Origin of the sequence: Rhodobacter flavimaris (assembly GCF_021378075.1) — a bacterium.
Classification (GTDB): domain Bacteria; phylum Pseudomonadota; class Alphaproteobacteria; order Rhodobacterales; family Rhodobacteraceae; genus Rhodobacter; species Rhodobacter flavimaris.
Window position 1 is genome coordinate 61,638 of record NZ_JAJUOS010000004.1, and the last position, 22,660, is coordinate 84,297.

Genomic DNA, 22,660 nt, shown 5'->3' on the forward strand with positions numbered 1-22,660 from the left:
GCCTTCGCGAAACAGCGCCTGAAGCGGACGGAGCGGCTAGATGAGCATACGGGAGACCCTGCGCCTGCGTTACAAACGCAAGCGCTTGCTATTCCGCGCCTTCCGCAAACGGCATGAACTGAGCTGCCTCGCCGACCGGACCGGCGCGATCACCGCGTCGGATATCCTGGTCTTCACCACGCTGCGCAACGAACAGATCCGTCTGCCCTATTTCCTGCGCTACTACCGCGAACTGGGCGTGCGGCATTTCCTGATCGTGGATAACGGCTCGGATGACGGCTCGACCGAGTATCTGCTGGCCCAGCCCGATGTGTCGCTCTGGCGCACCGAGGCCAGCTACCGGCGCGCGCGTTACGGCATCGACTGGATCAACTGGCTCCTGCGCAAATATGGCACGGGGCACTGGACGCTGACGGTCGATCCTGATGAGTTCTTCGTCTATCCCTTCTGCGACACGCGGCCCATAGACGCGCTGACCGACTGGCTGGATACATATGACATCCGCGCCTTCCCGGCGATGATGCTGGACATGTATCCCAAGGGGCCGATCGACGCGGTGCCCTATCGCGCGGGCGACGACCCTTTCGAGACGGCCTGCTGGTTCGATGGCGGCAATTACACGATCTCGAAGAACCCCGAGTATCATAACCTCTGGATTCAGGGTGGGCCGCGTGCGCGGATGTTCTTTGCCGACCGCCCGACCGAGGCGCCCTCGCTCAACAAGGTGCCGCTCGTGCGATGGGAGCGCGGATTTGCCTTCATCTCCTCGACCCATATGATGCTGCCGCGCGGGCTGAACACCGTCTATGACGAATGGGGCGGAGAGAAGGTCTCGGGCTGCCTCTTGCACGCCAAGTTCATCTCGCCGCTGAATGAGAAGGTCGCGGAGGAAATTCAACGGGGCGAGCATTTCGACGGTTCGCGCGAATACCGCGCCTATTCCGAGACGCTGGCGATAGAGCCGGACCTCTGGTGCAAATGGTCCGAGAAATATATCAACTGGCGACAGCTTGAAATCCTTGGCCTGATGTCGAAGGGGAACTGGGCTTAGGACATGGGCACGACCGTCGGCTTCATCATCCTGTGCCATACGGCGCTTCACCGGACCGCGCAGATCGCGCGGCACTGGGCCGAGCACGGCGCGCCGGTGGTTATCCATGTCGATCATCGGGTGGGCGATGCCGACTACGGGCAACTGACGTCTGCGGTCTCAGATCTCGACAACGTTTCGTTCTGCAAGCGGTTCAAATGCGACTGGGGCACCTGGTCGCTGGTGGCGGCCTCGCAGGCCGGGGCCGAGCAGATGCTGGCCCGCCACCCCGAGGTGCGGCATGTCTATCTCGCCTCGGGGGCCTGCCTGCCGCTGCGCCCGTTGCAAGAACTGGTCGACTATCTCGACGCGCGGCCCAACACCGACTTTATCGAAAGCGTGACCACGACCGATGTCGGCTGGTCGATGGGTGGCGTGGATATGGAGCGATTCACCCTGCGCTTCCCGTTCTCGTGGAAATCGCAGCGCAAGGCCTTTGACCGCTACGTCGCGCTGCAACGTCGCCTCGGCTTCAAGCGCACCATCCCCGAGGGGCTTGATCCGCATCTGGGCAGCCAGTGGTGGTGCCTGACCCGCCGCACGCTGAGCGCGATCCTGCAAGACCCCAGACGCAAGCTTTACGAGCGCTATTTCAAGAAGGTCTGGATCCCGGATGAGGCCTATTTCCAGACGCTCGTGCGGCGCTACTCGGGGGCGCTGGAAAGCCGTTCGCTGACGCTCTCGAAGTTCGATTTCCAGGGTAAGCCGCATATCTTCTACGATGACCACCTCGAGCTGCTGCGCCGCTCGGATTGCTTCGTGGCGCGCAAGGTCTGGCCCAAGGCCGACCAGCTTTATGCGACCTTCCTGGCCCCCAATCGCATGGCCGCGAGCCTAGCCGAGCCGAACCCTTCGAAGGTCGATCGCCTCTTTGCTCAGGCGGTGGAGCGGCGCACCAAGGGGCGTGCGGGGCTGTATATGCAATCGCGCTACCCGCTGCGCGGCCGCGAGAATGGCAAGACCTCGGCGCCCTATTCGATCTTTCAGGGCTTCACCGAGCTGTTCGAGGATTTCGACGACTGGCTCGGGCGGCAGGTTGGCGCGCGGGTGCATGGGCATCTTTTCGGGCCTGAACGGGCCGAATTCGCTGGCGCAGAGACTGTGTTCAACGGCTGCCTGTCCGACTCCGCCACCCTGCGCGACTACGATCCCCAGTCTTTTCTGGCCAGCCTGATCTGGAACTCGCGCGGCGAGCGGCAATGTTTCATGTTCGGCCCGCGCGACACGCAAAGCCTGAACGCCTTCACCGCGGCCGATCCCAATGCGCAGATCTCGGTTGTGACGGGGGCTTGGGCGGTGCCGCTCTTCCGCTCCAACCTGACCTTTGCCGAGATCCGGCACGAGGCCGCGCGTCTGCAACAGATCGAATTCGATCAGGTCGAGATTCTGAAATCCGTGCTGGCCAAGGCCCGCATCCGGGTCTGGAGCATGTCGGAATTCCTCGAACACCCAATGGAGAACCTGCAGGCCATCGTCGATGAGATCGCCCCGCGAAATGCCCGACGCCTGACCGAGGCGCCGCATATCGTCGATCTGACCGGCTTTGGCGGCTTCTTGCAGGCGCTGAAGAACCAGGGGATGCAGTTGCGGCTGGCCGGCCATTTCCCGACCGAGGCCGACAAGCGCCCCAACGCGCCCGCGCTGTCACGGCCCTATGTCGTGGTGAAGTGACCGATGGCGCGCTTCGACAGCTTCGTCATCCTTGCGGCGATGCGGACAGGCTCCAACCTGCTTGAAACCGCGCTGAACGCGCTGGCGGGTGTGACCTGCCATGGCGAGGCCTTCAATCCCGTGCTGATCGGCTACCCAAAGCGCGAGACGCTTCTGGGCATGAGTTTGGCCGAGCGCGATGCCGACCCGCTGGTGCTGTGGAACAAGATTTGCGCCGAACCCGGCCTGAGCGGCTGCCGCTATTTCCCCGATCACGATCCGCGCGTGCTTGGCGCGATGCTTGACGATCCGCGCTGCGCCAAGATCGTGCTCAGCCGCAATCCTCTGGAAAGCTATGTCAGCCTCAAGATCGCGCGGGCGACCGGCCAGTGGCGGCTTGCCGACGCGCGCCACCGCAAGGCCGTGCGGGCCGAGTTCGACGCGGCCGAGTTCGCCGCCCATGTGAAGGCCTTGCAGCAGTTTCAGCTGCATGTGCTGCACGCGCTTCAGGCCTCGGGGCAGACGGCCTTCTATCTCGATTATGAGGATGTGCCCGATCTGGCCGTGCTGAACGGCCTGGCGCAATGGCTTGGGGTCGAGGCGCGTCTGGATGCCCTTCCCGGAAAGCTCGTGCCGCAGAACCCCGAGCCGCTGGAAGAAAAGGTCTTTGACCCGGCGGCGATGGAGGCTGGGCTTGCGCGCCTAGATCGCTTCAATCTGGCACGCACGCCGAATTTTGAGCCCCGTCGCGGGCCGAACGTGCCCGGCTTCATGGCGCTGCGCGAGTCCGGGCTGTTGTTCATGCCGATCCGCCCGGCTCCGGACGCGGCGATCCGCTCGTGGCTTGAGCAGTCGGGTGAGGTCGAGGACGGGTTCTCACAAAAGACCCTGCGGCAGTGGAAGCGCCGCCACCCCGGCCACCGCAGCTTTACCGTGCTGCGCCACCCGTTGTTGCGCGCCCATCTGGCCTTCTGCACGCTGCTGGAGGCCCCGGGCTTTGACGAAACGCGCAGGGTTCTGACAAAAAGCTACAAGTTGACGCTCGACGATCACGCAGCGGGGTTTCTGGCATGGCTGCGTTGGCTCAAACCGCATCTGGGCGGGCAGACCAGCCTGCCGGTGCAGCCGCTTTGGGCGAGCCAGTCGAACATGGTTCAGTCGATTTCGCAGATCGGTGCGCCCGACTTGCTCGCGCGCGAAGATCGGCTGGCCGAGGATCTGGCCTATCTCGCCCGCGCGATGGGGTTGGACGCGCCCGCCTTCACCGCGCCCGACCCGGAAACCGGGCCAGTCAAGCTGGCCGATATCTGGCAGCCCGAAATGGAAAAAGCCGCGCGAGAGGCTTATCCGCGCGACTTCCTGCAATTCGGTTTTGGGGATTGGCGCGCCTGATCAGGCGGCTTGCGCACCCGGCCCGGCCGTCAGAACGGCATGCAGCGCCGCCGGATCGGTATTGGCGCGCAGCTTGGCGCAAACCTCGGCGTTGCGCATGGTGCGCGACACGAGGGCGAGGGCCTTGAGATGATCGACGCCCGAATCCTTCGGCGCGAACAGTGCGAAGACCAGATCGACCGGCAGCCGGTCCACCGCATCGAAATCGAGCGGCTTTTCAAGGCGTAGGAACACGCCCACGACCGATTTCAGGCCGTGCAGGCGTGCATGCGGCAGGGCAACGCCATGCCCCACGCCCGTCGGGCCAAGGCTTTCGCGTTCTTGCAGCGCGTCGATCGCCTGAGAGGCATCCAGCCCGTAGGCTGAATGCGCGATTTCCGAGAGATCCTGAAACAGGCGCTTCTTGCTCGTGACGTTGACGAGCGCCTTAACGGCGCCCGGCTTGAGCAGCGAGGATAGATCCATCTGTCCTTTTTCCGCGCCTGCCATCGTCAGGCGCTCATTTGCTGTTGCGAGGGTCGATCCAGCCCACATTGCCGTCGTCGCGGCGATGCACGACGTTGACCCCGCCATGTTTCTCGTTGCGGAAGACGAGCATCGAGGTGTTGGACAGTTCCATCTGCATCACCGCCTCGCCGACCGAGAGCGTGGGGACCTTGGTCTCCATCTCGGCCACGATCACGGGAGCAAGGCCACCGCCGTCCTCGTGCGACTCTTCTTCATCCGCGGCGAGCACATACAGCCCGGCAGCGCCGAATTCAACAGGCTGCGAGCGTTCCTTGTGGTGATCCTTCAGCCGGCGCTTGTGGCGGCGCAGCTGTTTGTCCATCTTTTCACGGCAGGATTCGAAGGCAGCATAGACCTCGGTCGCGTGGCCCTTCGCCGAGGCGGTCAGGCCGGTCGACAGGTGAACCGTCGCTTCGCAGATATATTCATGCGCATCGCGCGAAAACACCACGGTCGCATCCGTGGGGCGCTGCATATACTTGTCCACAGTCTCGCCCAGTTCGGACTTCACATGGGTTTGCAGTGCTTCGCCCACGTCAAGCTGTTTGCCGCTGATCTGGTACCGCATGGCTTCTCCTTCACGTCAGTGGCCCGAACCCGGACGGAATTGTCGGGGATGCGGGCCGGTTAAATCTGGGGAATCGCTGTGCGCATGGCAATGGCCGAGACGGACCGGAATCGGTCGAAAAGGGTGCTCGGGCAATGGGGCCATGTTCACGCATTTGTCTCATTTGGGAACGGATCGCGAGGGGTGTCAACGGGTGACATTCGCTGCACCGCAGCACTCAGAGGATGCGGAAGTTCTGCCCAAGGTAGACGCGGCGCACGTTTTCGTCGCGCACCACCTCATCGGTGGTGCCCGACATCAGCACCTTGCCGTCATGCAGGATATAGGCGCGGTCCACGATTTCGAGCGTTTCGCGCACGTTATGGTCGGTGATGAGCACGCCGATACCACGTTGCTTGAGCTGCGAGACCAGCGCGCGGATCTCGCCCACGGCTATCGGATCGACGCCGGCGAAGGGCTCGTCAAGCAGCAGATACTTGGGGTCGGCAGCCAGACAGCGCGCGATTTCAACCCGCCGCCGCTCGCCCCCCGATAGCGCCAGCGCAGAGGCGTGGCGCAGATGCTCGACCGAGAACTCGCCCAGCAATTCTTCCAGCCGTTCCCGACGCTTGTGCGGGTCGTGCTCGGCGATCTCAAGCACCGCCATGATGTTCTTCTCGACCGACAGGCCGCGGAAGATGGAGGCTTCCTGCGGCAGGTAGCCGATGCCCAGCTTGGCGCGGCGATACATCGGCAGGGTGGTCACGTCGCGCCCGTCGATCGTGACCTGTCCCGCATCGGGGGTGATCAGCCCGGCGACGTTGTAAAAGCAGGTGGTCTTGCCCGAGCCGTTCGGGCCCAGAAGCGCCACGACCTCGCCGCGGTTCAGCTCAAGCGAGACATCGCGGATCACCAGCCGCTTGCGATAGCTTTTGCGCAGGTTGGTGACGCGCAGACCGCCCGCACCCTCGGCCAGGCTGAGTTCAGGGGTGGCCATCAGTTGCCTCCCGGTTGCAGGATCGTGCGCACACGCCCGTCCATCCGGCCGACGCCGGTTTTCAGATCGACGTCGAGCTTTTGCCCCGACATCACGCTGGCGCCTTGCGTCAGCAGCACATCGCCGGTCATCACGAGCCGCCCGGTGGTCACGTCATAGACCGCATCGCTGGCCTCGGCGGCCTCGGTCGGCGAGGCTAGCGTGACCCCGCCCGAGGCATGCAGCCGCGCGATCTTGGTAGTGTCCGCGCCATACTCGACCTGCACCGTCGCGGCCTGCAGGCGCATCTCGCCCTGGCCGATCACGACATTGCCCGAAAACACCGCCGTGCCATCCGCCTGGTTGATCGAGAGGCTGTCGGCGGTCACCTCGACGGGGGCTGCGGTATCGGCGCGCAGCCCGGCGAAGGCCACCTCCTGCGCCGATACGGCCACCGGTGCGAGCAGAAAAATCAGGGCAAGAATGCGCGAACGGGAGAACATGAAAACCTCACTCTTGCGGCTGATATATCAGCTTTACATGCCCATTGAAAATCAGATCCTGCGAACCCGCAGCATTGGTCGTCATCAGCATCGAATCGGCATTGATGGAACCAAAGGGGCCGTCTGCCATTACCGGTTGCGGCGCTTCGAGGCGCGAGCGGTCGGTGGCGATCTGCACGATGGGCGTGGCCATGCGATAGCCCGTAGAGGTCTGCACGCTCACCCCGTCGGACAACTGGATCCCCGCGCCGCCCGGATCAAGCAGCCCGGCCGAGGCCGTCAGATCGGTCACGAGGCCCTCTCGGGTCTCAACCTTCGCAACGAGGCCCTCGGCCGAGGCGCCAGATCCGCCATTCGGGTCGGGCCGCGCGGCGCTGGCGCGCACCGTCAGGGCGGCGCCATCCTCGGTCATGCCCGCATAGGTCGGCGAGGTCATGCGCTGCTCGCGCGCAAGTTCGGCCACATCGACCTTGGCGTAGAATTGCGCAAGCTGCGGATCGACCTTGTCCGAGAACAAGAACAGCGTGGACAACAGTGTCAGCGCGGCCAGCGGCAGGGCAATCTTGGCCCATGCCACGATCAGCGAATGGCTGTTGTCATAGCGCATCAGACCACCCCGGCGCGCAGGCAGTCGTGGATATGCAGGATGCCGACCGGGCGCCCCTGATCGACCGCGAAGAGGCAGGTGATCTTTTTCTCGTTCATCACGGCCACGGCGGATTCGGCCAGCACGCCGGGCGCGATGGTGCGCGGGTTGCGCGTCATCACCTCGGCGGCGGCGTGGCCTAGCAGGCCCTCCATGTGACGCCGCAGGTCGCCATCGGTGATGATGCCCGACAGCCGCCCCTCGGAGTCGGTGACGCCGACAACGCCAAAGCCCTTCTGGCTGATGACCAGCAGCGCCTCGGACATTGGCGTGGCCTCGGGGACCAACGGCATGTCGCCATGCATGAGGTCGGCGACCTTGGAAAGCTTTGCCCCCAGCTTGCCGCCCGGATGGAAAGTGCGGAAATGCTCGGGCGTGAACTTGCGATGATCCATCAGCGCGACGGCCAGCGCATCGCCAAGTGCGAGCGTCATGGTGGTCGAGGTGGTGGGCACATTGCCCGTGCCGCAGGCCTCGGTCGCGCGCGGCAGCACCAGCGCGACATCGGCCTGTTTGAGCAGGGTCGAGTCGGGACGACTGGCAACACCGATCAGCGGGATCTGGAAGCGCCGGGTATGGGCGATCAGGTCGGCCAGTTCGGGCGTCTCGCCCGAGTTCGACAAGACCAGCGCCACATCGTCGCGCGTGACCATGCCCAGATCGCCGTGGCTCGCCTCGGCCGGGTGGACGAATTGCGCGGGCGTGCCGGTCGACGCCAGCGTCGCCGCGATCTTGCGCCCGACATGGCCTGATTTGCCCATGCCCGACACGATGACCCGGCCGCGCGCCTTCAGGATCGTCTCAACCGCCGCGACGAAGGTGCCGTTCAGGCCCGCCGCCAATTGCGCCAGCCCCTCGGCCTCGATCTCGATCACGCGGCGGGCAGTGGCGATGTAATCAGTGGTGGAAGATGTCATTGGGCTCCTCCCACCCCATCAGGTCCAGCTGCGCGCGGGCGGGCAGGAAATCGAAGCACGCTTTCGCCAACCCGGTGCGGCCCTCGCGTGCCAGGCGCTCGACCAGGACTTCGCGCAGACGGTGCAGGTAGAGCACGTCCGAGGCCGCGTATTCGAGCTGCGCCGGCGTCAGCTCCGCCGCACCCCAGTCCGAGGTCTGCTGCTGCTTCGAGATATCCACGCCCGCCAGTTCTTGCAGCAGGTATTTCAGCCCATGACGGTCGGTGAAGGTGCGCACCATCTTGGACGCGATCTTGGTGCAGAACACCGGGGCGGTGACGACGCCAAAGGCATTATACAGCGCGGCGATGTCGAATCGCGCGAAGTGGAACAGTTTCTCGACGCCCGGATCGGCCAGCATCGCGCAGAGGCGCGGTGCCTCGCTCTGGCCCTTTGCGATCTGCACCAAATGCGCGTTACCGTCGCCTGAGGAAAGCTGCACAAGGCACAACCGGTCGCGGCGCGGGTCGAGCCCCATAGTTTCGGTGTCGATGGCAACCACGGGCCCAAGGGTCAGCCCCTCGGGCAGGTCGTTCTGATGCAGGTAAATGGCCACGCCGGATCCTCTTCGTCTTGTCGGCGCAGATATAATCCCTTTGTGCGGGCTTTGCCAACGCAACCCGGTTGGTTCAGGGTGGGGATACGGCGAACTGGCGCCGATTTGAGCGCGGCAGCCCTCGCGGGCTGCCGCAGATGATCACGCGGTCAGTTCGCGCGCGGTGATCGAGTAGGCGAAGGCCGCCGCATCGAGCGGATCGAGGCGTTCCCCGCCTATCTCGGCCTCGGGATACATGAGGAAGGCGACGGGGTCGTTCTTCGAGCCCGGCAGCGCGATATCATGGCCGAAGTTGTAGCCGATCCAGTTGCCCTCCCAGGCGCCAAACAGCGCGGCGCGGGCATCGGCCACCTTCGGATCGTCAAAGCCAAGATTGCCCGGAGGCTCTTCCAGCATCACCTTGCGCACATCGGCGGGATCGGCGGCGACCCAGCCGAAGCCCTCCAGATAGACCTCTGCGCGGCAGTGCTGCGACTTGGTCACATCGGGCTTGTTGGCGCCAAGGCTCTTGTAGCCGAAGGCCGAGGGCGCCACGCGCAGCCCATAGACATCGCGCGCGGGCAGACCGGCCGCACGGGCCAGCCCGACGAACAGCGCGTTCAGGTCGGCGCATTTGCCGGTCAGGTCGCCCATTTCCAGCATCGAGGCTACGTCACCCAGGCCACAGCCACGGGTCTCGGGGTTGCGCGCGGTACTTTCGACGATCCATTCGTAGATCAGGCGGGCCTTGTCGAGGTCGCTGCGCGCGCCGACCACGATCTGATCGGTGGTCTGGCGCACGATCCCGTCGGTGGGGATCAGCGCGGTCGGCGCGGTGTAAAGCGCGCGATCTTCCTCGGACAGGGCCGGGGCGGTGCCTGCCTGCGTTAAATCGGTGGCGCGATCTCGGGTCGCGACGGTGGCGACGATCTCAAGCGAGCGCGGCGCATCGGCGGCTTCCCACTGCACATGTAGGAAGCGCGCGCCGCTGACCGGATCGGTCTTGATCTCGGCGCTTTCGGCGCTGGTCGTCCAGCTCAGCGCGCCGGGTTTCATCCAACCCTCCTGATCCACCGAGGGTAGCGGCACCCAGGCCTGGGCCACGTCGCCCGCGGGCAGGTCGATGCGCGTGATCACCTCGAACTCGCGCCAGCCCGCGGGCTTGGGTGCGAACGAGGCCGCAGCCATGCGCGGCAGCATCGCAACGGCCGAGGCCGCTACGCCGAGCTTCAGGATCGTCCGTCTGTTCATGTCGATAACGCCTTTGCTTCAATGTTGGCGCCTCTCTAGTCCCCTGTGTCCGATGCTGCAAGCGCGGCAACAAAAGAACGAGCGGAGCAGTTGCCTGCCCCGCCCCGCGCTGGATTATCCCTGCCGATCAGCGGCTGATCGAGTCGGCGGCCGAGTCGCTCGGCGAGCGGTCCGGCGTGTCGTTCGTGTCGCCGTCGTCATTGCTGCCGCCGTTTCCGCTGTCGTTGTTGCGGCCCGGGCGCGGCACCGGCTTGCCTTCAAGCACGACGCGGTAGGTGCCATCGGGGCGTTCGATGATGCGAATGCGGCCGATCGCGGGGGCGGATTGCGAGGCGCTGCCGTGCAGTTCCTCGCAGGCATCGAGGCCGGCCGAGGTGCAGGCCTCGGGGTGCTTGGAGTTCTGGTTGCAGGCGCTGATCACATGCGAGGCGCAGGCTGCCATGCTGGCACCGGCATTGCCCTTGGCGCTGGCTTGCGTGCCGACCGAAGCGGCGATCAGGGCGAGGGCGGCGAAAGCGGTCTTGGTGGTGAAGGTCATTTGTCGTCTCCTGGGTTGAATGTGTGCCGGTGTTGTCCGGGTTACATTCGTGTGTCGTGCGGCGGAGACGAAGGGTTCAAAGATTTCCGAAGGAAAATTCAGAATTCTTTTAGTTCATTGTTATTGAGGGAAATTAATTGAAGAAATTTAGCAGCCAGAACCCTGCACAAGGCCCCAGCCGGTTTGCGTATCGCGCCCCGCGGGCCCCAGATCGCGGGCCGAGGCGCGCAACGCGCGGCGCAGCTGATCGGTCGTGAGGTTGCGGCCCGCGCCCAGACGGGCCGCCAGCGCCGTGGCAATCGGCGCGGCATAGGAGGTTCCGCTGACATAGGCGCCGCCGCCTTTCCGTGCTGCCCACAGATCGACACCGGGCGCCGCGAACTCGACCTCGGGGCCGGAGTTGGCGCGCCGATAGGGCCGAAGTGCTGCATCAACGGCGGTGACCGCGATCACCTCGGGCGCGGCGGCGGGCCAGCCAACGCCGCCTGCCTCATTCCCGGCGGCGGCAATCATCACCATGCCCTGCGTCGAAGCGGCGCCAAGCAGGTCGGCCAGTGCCGCATTGGCCGGACCCGAGATCGACAGGTTCACCAGCCGCACATCGCTGCGCAACAGCAGATCGAGTCCGGCGCCGATCAGTTCCACATCGGTGCGCCCGCGCGTGCCCATCCCGGAAAATGCATCCACCGCGATCAACCGTGCGCCGGGGGCAAAACCGCCCAAAGCGCCGCCGCTATCCTCGCCCACGATCAGGGCGGCCACCGCTGTGCCGTGATCGGGCGACTCACCACGTGCATCGCCCATCAGCGCCACGGAATCGATCCGCGCACCCGCAAGCGCCGGGTGGCCCCGGTCGACCGGCCCGTCAATGATCCCCACCGCGCGCCCGGCGGTCAGGCGGCAACCCGTCCCGCCCGACACCAGCGCGGGCGCGTAAACGCGCGGCGCGCCCTCCGCATAGCCATAAAGGTGATGGGCATCGAAACGGGTGCGCGGCGCGGCGGTGCTTAGCAGTGCCTGCGCTTGCGCGAGCGACAGCCCGCGCGGCAACAAGAACACCTGCCCTACGCGGCCAAGGCCGGGATAGTCGCGGCGGCGGATCTGCGTGGCCCCGGCAGCCAGCAGGGCCTCGGCAGCCGGGGCGGCCTCAGCCGCCGGGCCGAGGGCGATGAATTCCGGCTGGCCGCGCGTGCGGGCGACCTGCCCGGACACAGCGCGCCGATCCGGGCGCGGGCTGTCGTCGGAGACTCTGTCACTACCTGCACCCGAAGGCGCGCCGGTCGGGCTGGTCTGGGCATGGGCCGCAGGCGCAAGCGCCAGCGCCGCGATCAGGGCGATCGTCGCCCCGAGCATATGTCTGCGCTTACTCCGCACGGTCAGCCGCCTCGACCAGATGCGAGGCGCGCAGGGCCTCGACATCCTGAGCAGACACTGCGCGCCCGGGCGCCGCGACGTCATAAAGCCCAAGCGCACTCGGCCCGCCGACGATCTCAAGACCAAGCGATTGCAACAGGTTCCGCATTTCGGCCTCGGAGGCCGCCGGGGCGAAGGCCACGCTGATCGTATCGCGCGCCTCGCCCGCCAGCTCATAACCCGCATCGCGCTGGCTTAGCAGGTAAAGGCTCTGACCCAGGAACGCCGCGAGCGCGACCGCCGCGGCGATCTGCCAGAAATGCGAGCGCGGACGCGCGGGTCGTGCCTCGCGCTCGACATCGCGCATCAGGCGGGCGAGACCGAATTCGCCGGGGCTGCGCGGCGCCTCGGCCTGCAATGTGTCACGCATCGCGCGCAGGGCGGCAAGCTCCAGCTCCAGCGCAGGGTCTTCGGCCAGCGCGGCCTCGACGGCGGCGCGCTCGGGGTCCGACAGGGTGCCATTGGCATAGAAGGGCAGCAGCGCCTCGATGTCTTCGCGATCCGTCATCCGGCCACCTCCCGCGTCACGCGCCCCGAAAGGCAGCGCAGCAGCAATTTCTTCGCATGAAAGATCCGCGTCTTGATCGTCCCTTCGGGGACACGGGCGACCTCGGCAACTTCGGCGTAGGTCATGTCCTCGTAGAAGGCGAGCGTGATCGCCATCCGGTGTTCGTCGCCCAGCTCATCAAGGCAGTGGCGCAGATGCGCGGCCTCTTGCCCTGCCAGCAGCGCGGCCTCGGTATCGGCGCTTTCATCGGCCATCTCGGGCGTCTCGCCCGGCATATCCATCCGCCCGGTCTTGCGCCGCAGGTCGATGACCTTGCGCCAGGCGATTCCAAAGATCCATGTCTGCACTTTCGATTTCCCCTCGAAACGGCCCGCGCTACGCCAGACCTCCATGAACACGTCATGAAGTATGTCGGCTGCTTCATGCGGATCGTTCAATCGCGAGAGGATAAATCTGTAGACCGGCCGCTCCAGCTGCCGATACAGCGCCGCCAGCGCGGCCTTGTCATGCGCCGCGATCGCCGAAAGGAGGGGGGCGAGGGGATCGGTCAAGCTTGATCCTGTAAATGAATAAGAGGGCGCCAAGAAACGGATGAAACACCCTCATAGTGTTTTGGACGAAGGTGCCCGCTGTCAAGCGCAGCCGTGCGGTTATCTGCGCGCACCCGGTGAAGGCTCGAACACCGCTGCGTGCCTCCGCGGGACGCCTTTGGGACGTTCCTGAGGGGCTGAAACGCCCCAACCCAACGCTTTCGGCTTCTCTGGAGCGCGGAAACTGGTTAGGTGGGATTGCCCCTAACCAGTTTCCTGCCGTGACCGATCAACAGAACATCAAATCGGAGCAGATCGCACTGTTGCTGACCACGCGCATCGTTCGCGGTGAGTTCGCTCCGGGCGAGAAGCTGTTGCAGGACCATATCGCCCGCGAATACGGCGTGAGCCACGTCACCGTGCGCGAGGCGTTTTTGTATCTTGCTGGGCGCGGGCTGGCGCTGCGTCTGCCGCGTCGTGGGATCTGCGTGGCGCCGCTCGATCGCAGCGCGGTCGAGGAGTTGCGCCTGATGCGTCAAGCGCTGGAACCCATGGCCCTGCTGCATTCGGTTCCGCATCTGACCCCCGCCCAGATCGCCCATGCTGAGGCAATGCGTCTGGCGTGTGACGCCGCGCAGACCGCCGTCGATTGGGAAGAGGCCAACCGCCAGTTCCACATGGCGATCATCGCCGGTTGCGGCATGGCTCGGCTGAGCGAAGAGATCGACAATCTGCAACTGCTCTATGCGCGCCATTTTCTGGCCAAGCACGCCAGCCGCTGGAAGCCGCGCAGCGACCCCGATCATCAGGCGATCATGTCCGCCATCCGCGAGCGCGACGCGGCACGCGCCAGCGCGGTCATGCAGCGCCACCTCGCGCGGCTCAGTTAACGGCGCGCGATCATCCAGATCGGGTGATAGGTGAGCGGCACGCCCCGCGCGATGCCGAAGAGCGCGCGATACTCCGAATCGAAGCGCGCCAGCCGCGCCCGCGTCCATACCTGCGAGGCCGCGCCATTCACGCCGGTCTCGCGCAGGTGGCGCAGCACGTCGCGCGGGGTGTCGAACCACAAGACCTCCTGCCGCTCGCCAAGGTCGAGGATCTCGACGCCTTGGGGCAGGGCGTCTGCCAGGTGCTGCGCGGCGATCAACCCCGGCGCGCGGGCGTCCGAGCCAAGCCGGGCAAGTTCATGAAATTGCGCCGGGCCAAACCCCGAGATCGCCAGCCACCCGCCCGGCGCCAGCGCCCGCGCCGCTTGGGCAACCAGCGCGCCGGGCGCCTCCAGCCACTGGATCATCGAGGCCGAGGCGATCAGATCGGGCTGCGGGGGCCAGCCACAGTCGCGTGCGTCGCCCGGAGTGAACTCTGCGCCGTGAAGCTTCGCCGTCGCGCAGGCGCCCTCGGTCAGATCGTTCAGCGTCAGCCGGTCGAACTCGAACCGCTCCTTCAGCGCCTGCGTCAGATGGCCGGTGCCGCAGCCGATCTCAAACCCCTGCGCGAAGCGAGCGGGCGCACCAAGCGCGGCCAGTCGCGCGGCCAGATGCTCGGCAATCCGCGCCTGAGGCCCGGTCGCCGCATGATAGCTGGCAAAGCTGCGGCGAAAACTGCGCGCGACACGCTCGGCGGAGATGGCGCTCATGCGAACCACTCCTGCCAGCTTTGGCCGGGGCGGAAGGGCACGTGGCCGCCGGGGATACGGCGCACGGCTTCGGCCTGATCGTGCCACGCCACGACCTGCGCGGCGGTGGGGATGATCCGGTCGGCATCCGCAATCCAGACCCGATCAAACGGTGTTTCGGGGGCGGCGCCGCGTGCGGCGATGGCGCACAGTTCGGCCGCGGCGGCGCGATGGTCGATGGTGGGGGCGGGGCCCGTCAGCCCCGCGCGGCGGCAAAAACGCGCGAAGCTATCGGCATTCAGCCCGTCGGCGGTGGCGGCAATCATCTCGGGGGCGATGCCGCGCTGCGGGTCGGCGGGGTGCAGCGTGCCGTTGACTGCCACGAGCCGCGCGGGCCGCACGTCCGCGCGCGCAAGCCAATGCGCAGCCGAGGCCACGCCGAAGGAATAGGCCAGCAGCCGCAGGCGGGCATAGCCTGTGACCTCGGGCAGCGGATCGTCGAGGGTCGTGTAGTCATCCACCACCAGCACATCGGCAGCACCGGTCAGCCCGGCAAACGGCGCCGCGCCAAGGCCCCAGCCCGCGAAGACCAGCGTCAACTCGTCCGAGCCTGCGCGCGCCAGCCAGTGCCGCCTCATGCCACGCCTCCGGCCAGCGCGACCATGGCCGAGGTCACGCGGCTCAGTTCCTGCGGGGTGATCGTAAAGGGCGGCATCGCGTAGATATTGCGCGCGAAGGGGCGCAGCCAGACGCCGGTTTGGGGCGCAAGCCGATGCGCGATGGTGGGGTCAACAGGCGCGGTCATCTCGATCACGCCGATGGCGCCCAGAACCCGCACATCAGCCACGCCGGGCAGGTCACGCGCGGGTGCCAGTTCGGCCTGCATCTGCTGCGCGATGGCCGCGACCTGTGCGCGCCATGCACCGGTTTCAAGCAGCCCAAGGCTTGCGCAGCCCGCCGCGCAGGCCAGCGGATTGGCCATATAGGTCGGCCCGTGCATGAACACGCCGGCAGCACTTTCGCCGATGGTGCGGGCGACCTCGGCGGTGGCGACGGTCGCCGCGAAAGAGATATGCCCGCCGGTCAGCGCCTTGCCCAGGCAAAGAATATCAGGCGCGATCCCGGCATGATCCATCGCAAACATCTCGCCCGTGCGGCCAAAGCCAGTCGCGATCTCGTCGAAGATCACCAGCACGTCATGCGCCTCGCAAAGCGCGCGGGCGCCGCGCAGCCATTCGGGGTGGTAGAAATACATCCCCCCCGCGCCCTGTACGACGGGCTCAAGGATCAACGCGGCGATAGCCTCGCCCTGCTCGGCCAGCAGTTGCGCCAGCGGCGCAAGCCCGTTCTGCGCCGGGTCTTCGGGCCAGGGCGCACCGAAGGCCACCGGCGGGCGCGGCACGAAATGCTGGATCGAGAGCGCCCCGCGAAACAGCCCGTGCATCCCGTTGACCGGGTCGCACACGCTCATCGCCTTCCAGGTGTCGCCGTGGTAGCCGCCGCGGATCGTGGCGAAGCCCACCTTGCCATCGCGCCCACGCGCCTTGTGGTATTGGACCGCCATTTTCAGCGCCACCTCGACCGAGACCGAACCGCTGTCGCAATAGAAAGTCCGGTCGAGCCCCTCGGGCAGCATCGCCACCAGCTTGCGGCCAAGCTCGATCGCCGGAGTATGGGTCAGCCCGCCGAACATCACATGCGGCATCCGCCCGAGTTGCTCGGCCATGGCCGAGGTGATCGCCGGGTGGCGGTGGCCATGGATCGCGCACCACCACGAGGACATCGCGTCGATCATCCGCACCCCGTCGTCGCGGGTCAGCCAGACGCCCTCGGCCTCGGTGATCAGGTGCATCGGGCCGGGTTTGGCCACATTGGTATAGGGGTGCCACAGGTGGCGGGCGTCAAACTCAAGCGGGGTCATAGCGCGGCCTCGATGGCGGGCAGGTCGATCGCCTCGAAGGTGCGGGCCAAGCTTTGCGGGTCAAGCGGCGCAAGCGGGCCGATCCGCCCCAGATGCCGCACGTCGCAGATTTGGGCGATGCTGTCTTCGACCTCGGGTTCGGGCGCACCCATGAAGGCCACGCCCAGAGCCGGGCAGCCCGCGCCGCGCAGGGCGGCAAGCGACAGCGCGGTATGGTTGATCGTCCCCAATGCCGTGCGCGCGACCAGAATGACCGGCGCGCCCCAACGCGCGAACATATCGAGGTAGGAGATCTCGCGCGTCAGCGGCACCATGACGCCGCCCGCCCCCTCGACCACAAGGCGGCCCTTAACCTGCGGCAGGGCAAGGCGCGCGGGGTCGATGCGCAGCCCCTCGGCCTCGGCGGCCAGATGCGGCGAGGCGGGAAGCTTGAGGCGATAGGCCTCGGGCAGGGTCGGGCGGCCGGAGAGCGCGGCGACCACCTCACTGTCGGTCGCGTCCTCAAGACCCGCCTGAACGGGTTTCCAGTAGCTTGCGCCCAGTGCGGCGGTCAGCCCGGCGGCAAAGACGGTCTTGCCCACGCCGGTATCGGTGCCGGTCACGATGACGGGTTTCATGCTGCCTCCTGCTGGGCAATGGCCTCAAACAGAGCGGTGATCTGCGCCGCGTCCACATTGCCGGTGATTGAGACTCGCAGCCGCGCCGTGCCGCGCGGCACGGTCGGCGGGCGGATGCCGCGCACGTCGAAGCCCTGCGCGCGCAGCGCCTCGGCCCGGGCCATCGCCAGCGCGTCCTCGCCCAGGATGACCGGGATGATCTGGCTGCGCAGCGCCTCGATCCCGCACAGGCGGCGCGCCTCGGCATGGGCATGGGCGATCCGCGCCTGAGCCGAGGTCACAAGGTCGGGCTGCCGGGCCAAGGCGTCCAGCGCGGCGCGGGTGATCGCGGCATTCAGCGGTGCCGGGGCGGTCGCGAAAATGAAGGGCCGCGCGCGGTTGATCAGCGTGTCGATCATCACCCGCGCGCCGCAGATCAACCCGCCCGACGATCCAAGCGCCTTGCCGCAGGTGTGCAGCGTCAGCACCTCGGCATTGAGGTCATGCGCAAGCCCGCGCCCGTGTGGGCCGAAGATGCCGGTGGCATGGGCCTCATCGACAACCAGAACAGCGCCCGCCTCGCGGCTCAGGGCGGTCAGATCGGTTAGGGGCGCCAGATCGCCCTCCATCGAATAGACGCTTTCAACCGCGATCCAGACCTGTCCACGGCCGCCATCAGAGCGCCATTGCGCCAGAACGCGGCGTGCGTCCTCGGCGTCGTTATGGGCAAAAGCCCGCGCGGTGGCGCGACCTAAGCGCATCCCCTCATGCGCGCTGGCGTGAACCAGCGCATCGTGCAGGATCAGGTCGTCCGCTGCGGGCAGGGTCGAGAAGATCGCCTGATTGGCCTGAAAGCCGCCGCCCATGTATAGCGCGGCCTCGGTGCCGAAGAAGGCAGCGGCCTCGGCCTCCAGCGCCTCATGCTCGGGGTGATTGCCCCGCAAGAGGCGCGAACCACCGGCCCCCGGCGGCACACCGCGCGCAAGTGCCCCAAGCGCCGCATCGCGCAACAGGGCCGAACCCGCCAGCCCGAGATAATCGTTCGAGGCTAAATCGAGCCCCTCTTGCGGGATCAGCCGACGCAGCCGGTGCCGCGCGGCCAGCGCCTCAAGCGCGCCGGCCAGCCGGGCTGCGGTGGTCATTCTGCCGCTTCCGTGCAGGCATGCTCCTCCGCCGCCATCGGCTGCAGCCCGAGCTTGGCGAAAAGCGCCATGTCGCGGCTGTCGCCGGGGTTCTCGGCGGTCAGCAGCGTGTCACCCGCGAAGATCGAGTTCGCCCCGGCGAAGAAGCACAGCGCCTGCATCTCGTCGCTCATCTCGCTGCGACCAGCCGAGAGGCGCACATGCGATTGCGGCATCATGATCCGCGCCAGCGCGATCACGCGCACGAAGGCGATCGGGTCGAGCGGCTCGGCCTTGGCCAAGGGCGTGTCGGCCTGCGGCATCAGCATGTTGATTGGCACCGAATCCGGCGCCTTGGGCAGGTTGGCCAGCGACACCAGCATGTCGATGCGGTCGGTGGCCTCTTCGCCCATGCCCATGATCCCGCCCGAGCAGACCTTGATCCCGGCCTCCTGCACGCGGTTGAGCGTGGCGATGCGGTCGGCGAAGGTGCGGGTGGTGATGACCTCTGGGTAGTAGCGTTCCGAGGTGTCGATGTTGTGGTTGTAGTAATCGAGCCCCGCATCGCGCAGCCGCACGACCTGCGTGTCATCGAGCATCCCCAGCGTCATGCAGCTTTCCATGCCCATCGCCTTGACGCCCTCGACCATGGCCACCAGCGTGTCCATGTCGCGCTCCTTGGGTTCGCGCCAGGCGGCGCCCATGCAAAACCGCGTCGCGCCCGCCTCGCGCGCCTTGCGCGCCTCGCTCAGCACCCGCTCGACCTCGATCAGCTTCGAGGCCGACAGGTTCGAACCATTACGCGCGGATTGCGAGCAGTAAGAACAATCCTCGGCGCAGCCCCCAGTCTTGATCGACAGAAGTCGCGACATCTGCACTTTGTTCGGGTCGAAATGTGCGCGATGCACGGTCTGGGCGCGGAACAGCAGCTCCATGAAGGGCAGATCGTGCAGGGCTGTGGCGGCCTCGCGGGTCCATTTCGGCTGTGTGTCGCTCATTTTATCGATAAAATCCAAAGATTGCGTGACTGCGCTCTTGTTTATCGATAATTCCGGGCGGCGCAACAGATAAGAACGGGGCGCCGCAGCGATGTGGCGCCCCGGATCGGTCACATCAGGCCCTAGGGCTGCGCTTAAGACGCGGCGGTGGCCATCTCCCGCGCCGGGGTATTCGCGGCCGAGCGCAGGATCATCCCGTAAAGATCGCGCGGCTCGTCCGGGTCGGCCAGCATGTCGAGCGGCGTGCATAGCCCGGTGGCCGAGACCCGGTCGCGCAGGTAGCGCAAGGCGCTGAAATCCTCGGTCGCGAAACCGACCGAGTCGAAGATCGTGATCTGCTGGTCCGAAACGCGGCCCGGCGCATGGCCGGTCAGCACCTGCCAGAACTCGGTCACCGGGTGGTCGGGATCAAGCTGCTGGATCTCGCCCTCGATACGGGTCTGCGGCGGGTATTCCACGAAGATCTCCGAGCGCAGAAGCACGTCGCGCGCCAGCTCGGTCTTGCCCGGGCAATCGCCGCCCACCGCGTTGATATGCACGCCCTCGGCGACCATGTTGTCGGACAGGATCGTCGCATAGCGCTTGTCGGCGGTCACGGTGGTGATGATCTGCGCGCCCAGAACCGCCTCTTGCGCGCTGGCGCAGGCCTGCATCGAAAAGCCCTTGCCCGAGAGGTTCGCGATCAGGCGTTCGGTCGCGCTCGGGTCGATGTCGTAAAGGCGGAATTTGCGGATCCCCATCAGCGCGTGGAACGCCAGGGCCTGGAATTCAGACTGCGCACCGTTGCCGATGATGGCCACGGTATCGGCCCCGAGCGGCGCCAGCACCTTGGTGGTCAGCGCCGAGGTCGCCGCCGTGCGCAGCGCGGTCAGGATGGTCATTTCCGACATCAGCACCGGATAGCCCGTCGCCACATCGGCCAGTACGCCAAAGGCGGTCACGGTCTGGCGGCCGCTGCGGGTGTTTTCGGGGTGACCGTTCACATATTTGAAGCTGTAGGTTTCGCCGTCCGAGGTCGGCATCAGCTCGATCACGCCCGAGTCGGAATGGGCGGCGACGCGCGGCGTCTTGTCAAAGCTTTCCCATCTGCGGAAGTCGGCCTCGATATAGGCCGCCAGATCGCGCAGGAAGGTCTCCACGCCAGTGAGGGTAACGATCCGCATCATGTGATCGACGCTGACGAACGGAACGAGATTGAGGGACATGTCAGTCTTACCGGGTTGAGGCAGGGCGCAGATGCGCCTGCAAGTGGCGCGCGGCGATTCCAAAAGCGCCGGCGATGAGGAACGTAAGCGCCAGGTAGAGCACGGCCGCCGTGACCAGCCCTTCATAGGCGAGGTAGTATTTGCCGTTCAGCGTGCGCCCGGCGCCCAGGATATCCTGGATGGTGATGATGCTCGCCACGGTCGAGCCATGCAGCATCAAGATCACCTCATTGCCATATTGCGGCAGCGCGCGGCGGAAGGCGCCGGGGATGACGATGCGGCGCAACATCCGCAGGGGCGACATCCCGATGGCCTGCGCCGCCTCGATCTCGCCTTTCGGGGTGGCCTCGATGGCGCCGCGCAGGATCTCGGCGGTATAGGCCCCGGTATTGAGCGAAAACGCGATCAGCGCGCAGTTGAAGGGGCTGCGCAGCACCGTCCAGAGAAAGCTGTCGCGGATGAACTCGAACTGCGAGAGGCCGTAATAGACCAGATAGGTCTGCACCAGCATCGGCGTGCCGCGGAACACGAAGACATAGCCGCGCAGAACCGCGTCGATATAGGGCAGGCGCATGGTGCGCAAAACCGCCACCGGCATGGCGATCAGCATGCCGATCGCCAGCGAGGCCACGGTCAGCTCCAGCGTCATCACGATGCTGTCGAGGAACATGTCCGCGTGTTTGAAGATCAGGTCGAAACGCATCTGTCAGAACCCCGGTCTGTAACGGCGCTCGAGCCGATGGAGCAGGTTGCCCGATACCGCCGTCAGCGCGAGGAAGAACAAGATCACCGCTAGCATGAAGACGAAGGGCTCACGCGTGGCCTTGCCGGCCTTGTCGGCCAGCCCGACCATGTCCTGAAGCCCGACGATCGAGATGATCGCGGTGGACTTCAGCATCACCAGCCAGGTGTTGGTGAAACCGGGCAGGGCAAGCCGCAGCATCTGCGGGAAGATGATCCGCCCAAGGATGCGGCGCGGCGCAAGGCCGATGGCCTGTGCGGCCTCGATCTGGCCGTGCGGCACCGACAGGTAGGCGCCGCGGAAGGTCTCGGCCAGGAAGGCGCCGAAGATGAAGCCAAGCGTCACCACTCCGATGAAGAAAGGGCTCAGGCTGATGCGCTCGTATCCCATCAGCGCGAGGACCGAGTTGATCGCGCGCTCGCCACCGAAGAAAAAGAGCAGCATCAGCACAAGATCGGGAACCCCGCGCGCGATGGTCGTGTAGCTTGTGGTCGCCGCCCGCCCGAGGCGGCCGCCACGCAGGTAAAGCGTGGCGAAACCGGCCCCGAGGGTAAGCGCGAGGGCCATGGACAGGATCGCAACCGCAATCGTGACACCCATGCCGCCGATCAGGATCGGCAGATAACCGACGATCTTGTCCATGGCATTCCCCTTACTCGCCGTACTGGTCGGTCGAGAAGTATTGGTTGTTGATTTCCATGTACTTGCCATTGGCGCGGATGGCCTTGATCGCGCCGTTCAGCTTTTCGCGCAGCTCGTCCTCGCCGGGGCGCAGGGCGATGCCGGCACCCTCGCCGAAATACTTCACCTCGCGGTGCGGCGCGCCGAAGAAGGCAAAGCCCTCGCCCGCCGGGGTCGAAAGGAAGGCGATCTCGCCGGTGCCCGCATCGACGAAGGCCGCGTCGATCCGCCCGGCGGTCAGGTCGAGGTAGATATCTTCTTCCGAGCCATAGAGGCCCAGTTCGACATCGGCGAATTCGCCAGCCATGAAGTCATGTGCGATGGTGCCGCGCTGCACGCCGACGCGCTTGCCCGAGAGGCCCTCGGCGGTGTCGGTCAGGCCCGCATCGGCCTTGCCGATGAACATGTTGGGCGATTGCAGGTATTTCTGGGTGAAGGCCACGACCTGCGCGCGCTCGGGCGTGATCGACATCGAGGCGATGATCGCATCGCATTTACCTTCGAGCAGCGAGGGGATCATGGCGTCCCAGTCGGTCTTGACCAGCAGGCAGTCCGTGCCGATCTCGGCGCAGAGCGCGTTGGTCAGGTCGATGTCCATGCCGACGATCTCGCCCTTTTCGTTCATCATCGACATGGGCGGGTAGGCGCCCTCGACGCAAACCTTCATTTCGGCCGCGCCGGCAACGGCGGTCGTGGCAAGCAGGGCCGCAATGGCCGCGATAGTCTTCATTTGCTG

26 protein-coding genes are annotated in these 22,660 nt (G+C 66.1%); 4 read left to right on the forward strand and 22 right to left on the reverse strand.

The window, feature by feature from the left end; translation table 11 throughout:
• Positions 1 to 40 precede the first annotated feature (40 nt).
• From LZA78_RS06740 to LZA78_RS06750, 3 genes are read left to right on the forward strand one after another with little or no spacing between them, the layout of a single operon-like run.
• A complete protein-coding gene (locus tag LZA78_RS06740) occupies positions 41 to 1,051 on the forward strand; it encodes a glycosyltransferase family 2 protein (protein WP_233676174.1) in 1,011 nt (336 codons plus the stop codon).
• A 3-nt stretch (positions 1,052 to 1,054) separates the two neighbouring features.
• Positions 1,055 to 2,761 carry a DUF5927 domain-containing protein gene (locus LZA78_RS06745; protein ID WP_233676175.1) on the forward strand — a complete coding sequence of 569 codons (1,707 nt, stop codon included), beginning with the start codon at positions 1,055 to 1,057 and terminating at the stop codon, positions 2,759 to 2,761.
• Positions 2,762 to 2,764: 3 nt separating this feature from the next.
• On the forward strand, positions 2,765 to 4,132 hold the full coding sequence (locus LZA78_RS06750) for a nodulation protein NodH (protein WP_233676176.1): 1,368 nt from the start codon (positions 2,765 to 2,767) through the stop codon (positions 4,130 to 4,132).
• On the opposite strand, the gene LZA78_RS06755 is transcribed toward LZA78_RS06750, so the two are convergent.
• The 12 genes from LZA78_RS06755 to LZA78_RS06810 form a co-directional block, all read right to left on the reverse strand.
• A complete protein-coding gene (locus LZA78_RS06755; RefSeq protein ID WP_233676177.1) occupies positions 4,133 to 4,597 on the reverse strand; it encodes a PTS sugar transporter subunit IIA in 465 nt (154 codons plus the stop codon).
• A gap of 34 nt (positions 4,598 to 4,631) precedes the next feature.
• Positions 4,632 to 5,207 (reverse strand): ribosome hibernation-promoting factor, HPF/YfiA family, encoded by a 576-nt coding sequence (gene hpf, locus LZA78_RS06760; RefSeq protein ID WP_233676178.1) that lies wholly within the window; start codon positions 5,205 to 5,207, stop codon positions 4,632 to 4,634.
• A 217-nt stretch (positions 5,208 to 5,424) separates the two neighbouring features.
• A complete protein-coding gene (gene lptB / locus LZA78_RS06765; protein ID WP_233676179.1) occupies positions 5,425 to 6,183 on the reverse strand; it encodes an LPS export ABC transporter ATP-binding protein in 759 nt (252 codons plus the stop codon).
• Positions 6,183 to 6,665: a lipopolysaccharide transport periplasmic protein LptA gene (gene lptA / locus LZA78_RS06770; protein ID WP_233676180.1), complete on the reverse strand. Its 483-nt coding sequence runs from the start codon at positions 6,663 to 6,665 to the stop codon at positions 6,183 to 6,185. The genes lptB and lptA overlap by 1 nt, the downstream gene beginning before the upstream one ends.
• 7 nt (positions 6,666 to 6,672) lie before the next feature.
• A complete protein-coding gene (locus LZA78_RS06775; RefSeq protein ID WP_233676181.1) occupies positions 6,673 to 7,272 on the reverse strand; it encodes a hypothetical protein in 600 nt (199 codons plus the stop codon).
• Positions 7,272 to 8,228, reverse strand: coding sequence for a KpsF/GutQ family sugar-phosphate isomerase (locus LZA78_RS06780; RefSeq protein ID WP_233676182.1), 957 nt, complete (start codon positions 8,226 to 8,228; stop codon positions 7,272 to 7,274). Before LZA78_RS06780 ends, LZA78_RS06775 begins: the two co-directional genes overlap by 1 nt.
• Positions 8,209 to 8,823, reverse strand: coding sequence for a ribonuclease D (locus LZA78_RS06785; RefSeq protein ID WP_233676183.1), 615 nt, complete (start codon positions 8,821 to 8,823; stop codon positions 8,209 to 8,211). The genes LZA78_RS06780 and LZA78_RS06785 overlap by 20 nt, the downstream gene beginning before the upstream one ends.
• 141 nt (positions 8,824 to 8,964) lie before the next feature.
• Positions 8,965 to 10,053 carry a transglutaminase-like domain-containing protein gene (locus LZA78_RS06790; protein WP_233676184.1) on the reverse strand — a complete coding sequence of 363 codons (1,089 nt, stop codon included), beginning with the start codon at positions 10,051 to 10,053 and terminating at the stop codon, positions 8,965 to 8,967.
• 127 nt (positions 10,054 to 10,180) lie between these two features.
• Positions 10,181 to 10,591, reverse strand: a complete 411-nt coding sequence (locus LZA78_RS06795) for a hypothetical protein (RefSeq protein WP_233676185.1) — start codon at positions 10,589 to 10,591, stop codon at positions 10,181 to 10,183.
• Positions 10,592 to 10,738: 147 nt separating this feature from the next.
• Complete coding sequence (locus LZA78_RS06800) at positions 10,739 to 11,944, reverse strand: S8 family serine peptidase (RefSeq protein WP_233676186.1); 1,206 nt, start codon at positions 11,942 to 11,944, stop codon at positions 10,739 to 10,741.
• Positions 11,945 to 11,954: 10 nt separating this feature from the next.
• Entirely contained in the window at positions 11,955 to 12,512 is a 558-nt protein-coding gene (locus LZA78_RS06805) for a zf-HC2 domain-containing protein (protein ID WP_233676187.1), read from the reverse strand.
• Positions 12,509 to 13,063 carry an RNA polymerase sigma factor gene (locus tag LZA78_RS06810; RefSeq protein ID WP_233676188.1) on the reverse strand — a complete coding sequence of 185 codons (555 nt, stop codon included), beginning with the start codon at positions 13,061 to 13,063 and terminating at the stop codon, positions 12,509 to 12,511. The genes LZA78_RS06805 and LZA78_RS06810 overlap by 4 nt, the downstream gene beginning before the upstream one ends.
• A 260-nt stretch (positions 13,064 to 13,323) precedes the next feature.
• On the opposite strand from LZA78_RS06810, the gene LZA78_RS06815 reads away from it, so the two are divergent.
• Entirely contained in the window at positions 13,324 to 13,932 is a 609-nt protein-coding gene (locus LZA78_RS06815; RefSeq protein WP_233676189.1) for a GntR family transcriptional regulator, read from the forward strand.
• Here LZA78_RS06815 and LZA78_RS06820 read toward each other — a convergent pair.
• The 10 genes from LZA78_RS06820 to LZA78_RS06865 all read right to left on the reverse strand — a co-directional run bounded on the left by LZA78_RS06820 (position 13,929) and on the right by LZA78_RS06865 (position 22,654).
• A complete protein-coding gene (locus LZA78_RS06820; protein WP_233676190.1) occupies positions 13,929 to 14,681 on the reverse strand; it encodes a methyltransferase domain-containing protein in 753 nt (250 codons plus the stop codon). The genes LZA78_RS06815 and LZA78_RS06820 overlap by 4 nt on opposite strands.
• Complete coding sequence (locus LZA78_RS06825; RefSeq protein ID WP_233676191.1) at positions 14,678 to 15,298, reverse strand: pimeloyl-ACP methyl esterase BioG family protein; 621 nt, start codon at positions 15,296 to 15,298, stop codon at positions 14,678 to 14,680. Before LZA78_RS06825 ends, LZA78_RS06820 begins: the two co-directional genes overlap by 4 nt.
• Positions 15,295 to 16,581 carry an adenosylmethionine--8-amino-7-oxononanoate transaminase gene (gene bioA / locus LZA78_RS06830; RefSeq protein WP_233676192.1) on the reverse strand — a complete coding sequence of 429 codons (1,287 nt, stop codon included), beginning with the start codon at positions 16,579 to 16,581 and terminating at the stop codon, positions 15,295 to 15,297. The genes LZA78_RS06825 and bioA overlap by 4 nt, the downstream gene beginning before the upstream one ends.
• On the reverse strand, positions 16,578 to 17,198 hold the full coding sequence (gene bioD / locus LZA78_RS06835) for a dethiobiotin synthase (RefSeq protein ID WP_233676193.1): 621 nt from the start codon (positions 17,196 to 17,198) through the stop codon (positions 16,578 to 16,580). Before bioD ends, bioA begins: the two co-directional genes overlap by 4 nt.
• Positions 17,195 to 18,319, reverse strand: coding sequence for an 8-amino-7-oxononanoate synthase (locus LZA78_RS06840; protein ID WP_233676194.1), 1,125 nt, complete (start codon positions 18,317 to 18,319; stop codon positions 17,195 to 17,197). The genes bioD and LZA78_RS06840 overlap by 4 nt, the downstream gene beginning before the upstream one ends.
• Positions 18,316 to 19,296, reverse strand: coding sequence for a biotin synthase BioB (gene bioB, locus LZA78_RS06845; RefSeq protein WP_233676195.1), 981 nt, complete (start codon positions 19,294 to 19,296; stop codon positions 18,316 to 18,318). Before bioB ends, LZA78_RS06840 begins: the two co-directional genes overlap by 4 nt.
• A 134-nt stretch (positions 19,297 to 19,430) precedes the next feature.
• A complete protein-coding gene (ocd, locus tag LZA78_RS06850) occupies positions 19,431 to 20,501 on the reverse strand; it encodes an ornithine cyclodeaminase (protein WP_233676196.1) in 1,071 nt (356 codons plus the stop codon).
• 7 nt (positions 20,502 to 20,508) lie between these two features.
• On the reverse strand, positions 20,509 to 21,204 hold the full coding sequence (locus LZA78_RS06855; protein ID WP_233676197.1) for an ABC transporter permease: 696 nt from the start codon (positions 21,202 to 21,204) through the stop codon (positions 20,509 to 20,511).
• A gap of 3 nt (positions 21,205 to 21,207) precedes the next feature.
• Entirely contained in the window at positions 21,208 to 21,885 is a 678-nt protein-coding gene (locus LZA78_RS06860; protein ID WP_233676198.1) for an ABC transporter permease, read from the reverse strand.
• A 10-nt stretch (positions 21,886 to 21,895) separates the two neighbouring features.
• Positions 21,896 to 22,654 (reverse strand): transporter substrate-binding domain-containing protein, encoded by a 759-nt coding sequence (locus LZA78_RS06865; protein WP_233676199.1) that lies wholly within the window; start codon positions 22,652 to 22,654, stop codon positions 21,896 to 21,898.
• Positions 22,655 to 22,660: the final 6 nt, after the last annotated feature.

Bases quoted from the DNA above. Each gene is read 5' to 3' on its own strand.
- bioB (WP_233676195.1), bottom strand. From the start codon at position 19,296: ATGAGCGACACACAGCCGAAATGGACCCGCGAGGCCGCCACAGCCCTG.
- LZA78_RS06820 (WP_233676190.1), bottom strand. From the start codon at position 14,681: ATGAGCGCCATCTCCGCCGAGCGTGTCGCGCGCAGTTTTCGCCGCAGC.
- lptB (WP_233676179.1), bottom strand. From the start codon at position 6,183: ATGGCCACCCCTGAACTCAGCCTGGCCGAGGGTGCGGGCGGTCTGCGC.
- LZA78_RS06740 (WP_233676174.1), top strand. From the start codon at position 41: ATGAGCATACGGGAGACCCTGCGCCTGCGTTACAAACGCAAGCGCTTG.
- LZA78_RS06795 (WP_233676185.1), bottom strand. From the start codon at position 10,591: ATGACCTTCACCACCAAGACCGCTTTCGCCGCCCTCGCCCTGATCGCC.
- LZA78_RS06865 (WP_233676199.1), bottom strand. From the start codon at position 22,654: ATGAAGACTATCGCGGCCATTGCGGCCCTGCTTGCCACGACCGCCGTT.
- hpf (WP_233676178.1), bottom strand. From the start codon at position 5,207: ATGCGGTACCAGATCAGCGGCAAACAGCTTGACGTGGGCGAAGCACTG.
- lptA (WP_233676180.1), bottom strand. From the start codon at position 6,665: ATGTTCTCCCGTTCGCGCATTCTTGCCCTGATTTTTCTGCTCGCACCG.
- LZA78_RS06780 (WP_233676182.1), bottom strand. From the start codon at position 8,228: ATGACATCTTCCACCACTGATTACATCGCCACTGCCCGCCGCGTGATC.
- LZA78_RS06750 (WP_233676176.1), top strand. From the start codon at position 2,765: ATGGCGCGCTTCGACAGCTTCGTCATCCTTGCGGCGATGCGGACAGGC.
- bioA (WP_233676192.1), bottom strand. From the start codon at position 16,581: ATGACCCCGCTTGAGTTTGACGCCCGCCACCTGTGGCACCCCTATACC.
- LZA78_RS06755 (WP_233676177.1), bottom strand. From the start codon at position 4,597: ATGGATCTATCCTCGCTGCTCAAGCCGGGCGCCGTTAAGGCGCTCGTC.
- LZA78_RS06790 (WP_233676184.1), bottom strand. From the start codon at position 10,053: ATGAACAGACGGACGATCCTGAAGCTCGGCGTAGCGGCCTCGGCCGTT.
- ocd (WP_233676196.1), bottom strand. From the start codon at position 20,501: ATGTCCCTCAATCTCGTTCCGTTCGTCAGCGTCGATCACATGATGCGG.
- LZA78_RS06800 (WP_233676186.1), bottom strand. From the start codon at position 11,944: ATGCTCGGGGCGACGATCGCCCTGATCGCGGCGCTGGCGCTTGCGCCT.
- LZA78_RS06860 (WP_233676198.1), bottom strand. From the start codon at position 21,885: ATGGACAAGATCGTCGGTTATCTGCCGATCCTGATCGGCGGCATGGGT.
- LZA78_RS06855 (WP_233676197.1), bottom strand. From the start codon at position 21,204: ATGCGTTTCGACCTGATCTTCAAACACGCGGACATGTTCCTCGACAGC.
- bioD (WP_233676193.1), bottom strand. From the start codon at position 17,198: ATGAAACCCGTCATCGTGACCGGCACCGATACCGGCGTGGGCAAGACC.
- LZA78_RS06775 (WP_233676181.1), bottom strand. From the start codon at position 7,272: ATGCGCTATGACAACAGCCATTCGCTGATCGTGGCATGGGCCAAGATT.
- LZA78_RS06825 (WP_233676191.1), bottom strand. From the start codon at position 15,298: ATGAGGCGGCACTGGCTGGCGCGCGCAGGCTCGGACGAGTTGACGCTG.
- LZA78_RS06745 (WP_233676175.1), top strand. From the start codon at position 1,055: ATGGGCACGACCGTCGGCTTCATCATCCTGTGCCATACGGCGCTTCAC.
- LZA78_RS06805 (WP_233676187.1), bottom strand. From the start codon at position 12,512: ATGACGGATCGCGAAGACATCGAGGCGCTGCTGCCCTTCTATGCCAAT.
- LZA78_RS06840 (WP_233676194.1), bottom strand. From the start codon at position 18,319: ATGACCACCGCAGCCCGGCTGGCCGGCGCGCTTGAGGCGCTGGCCGCG.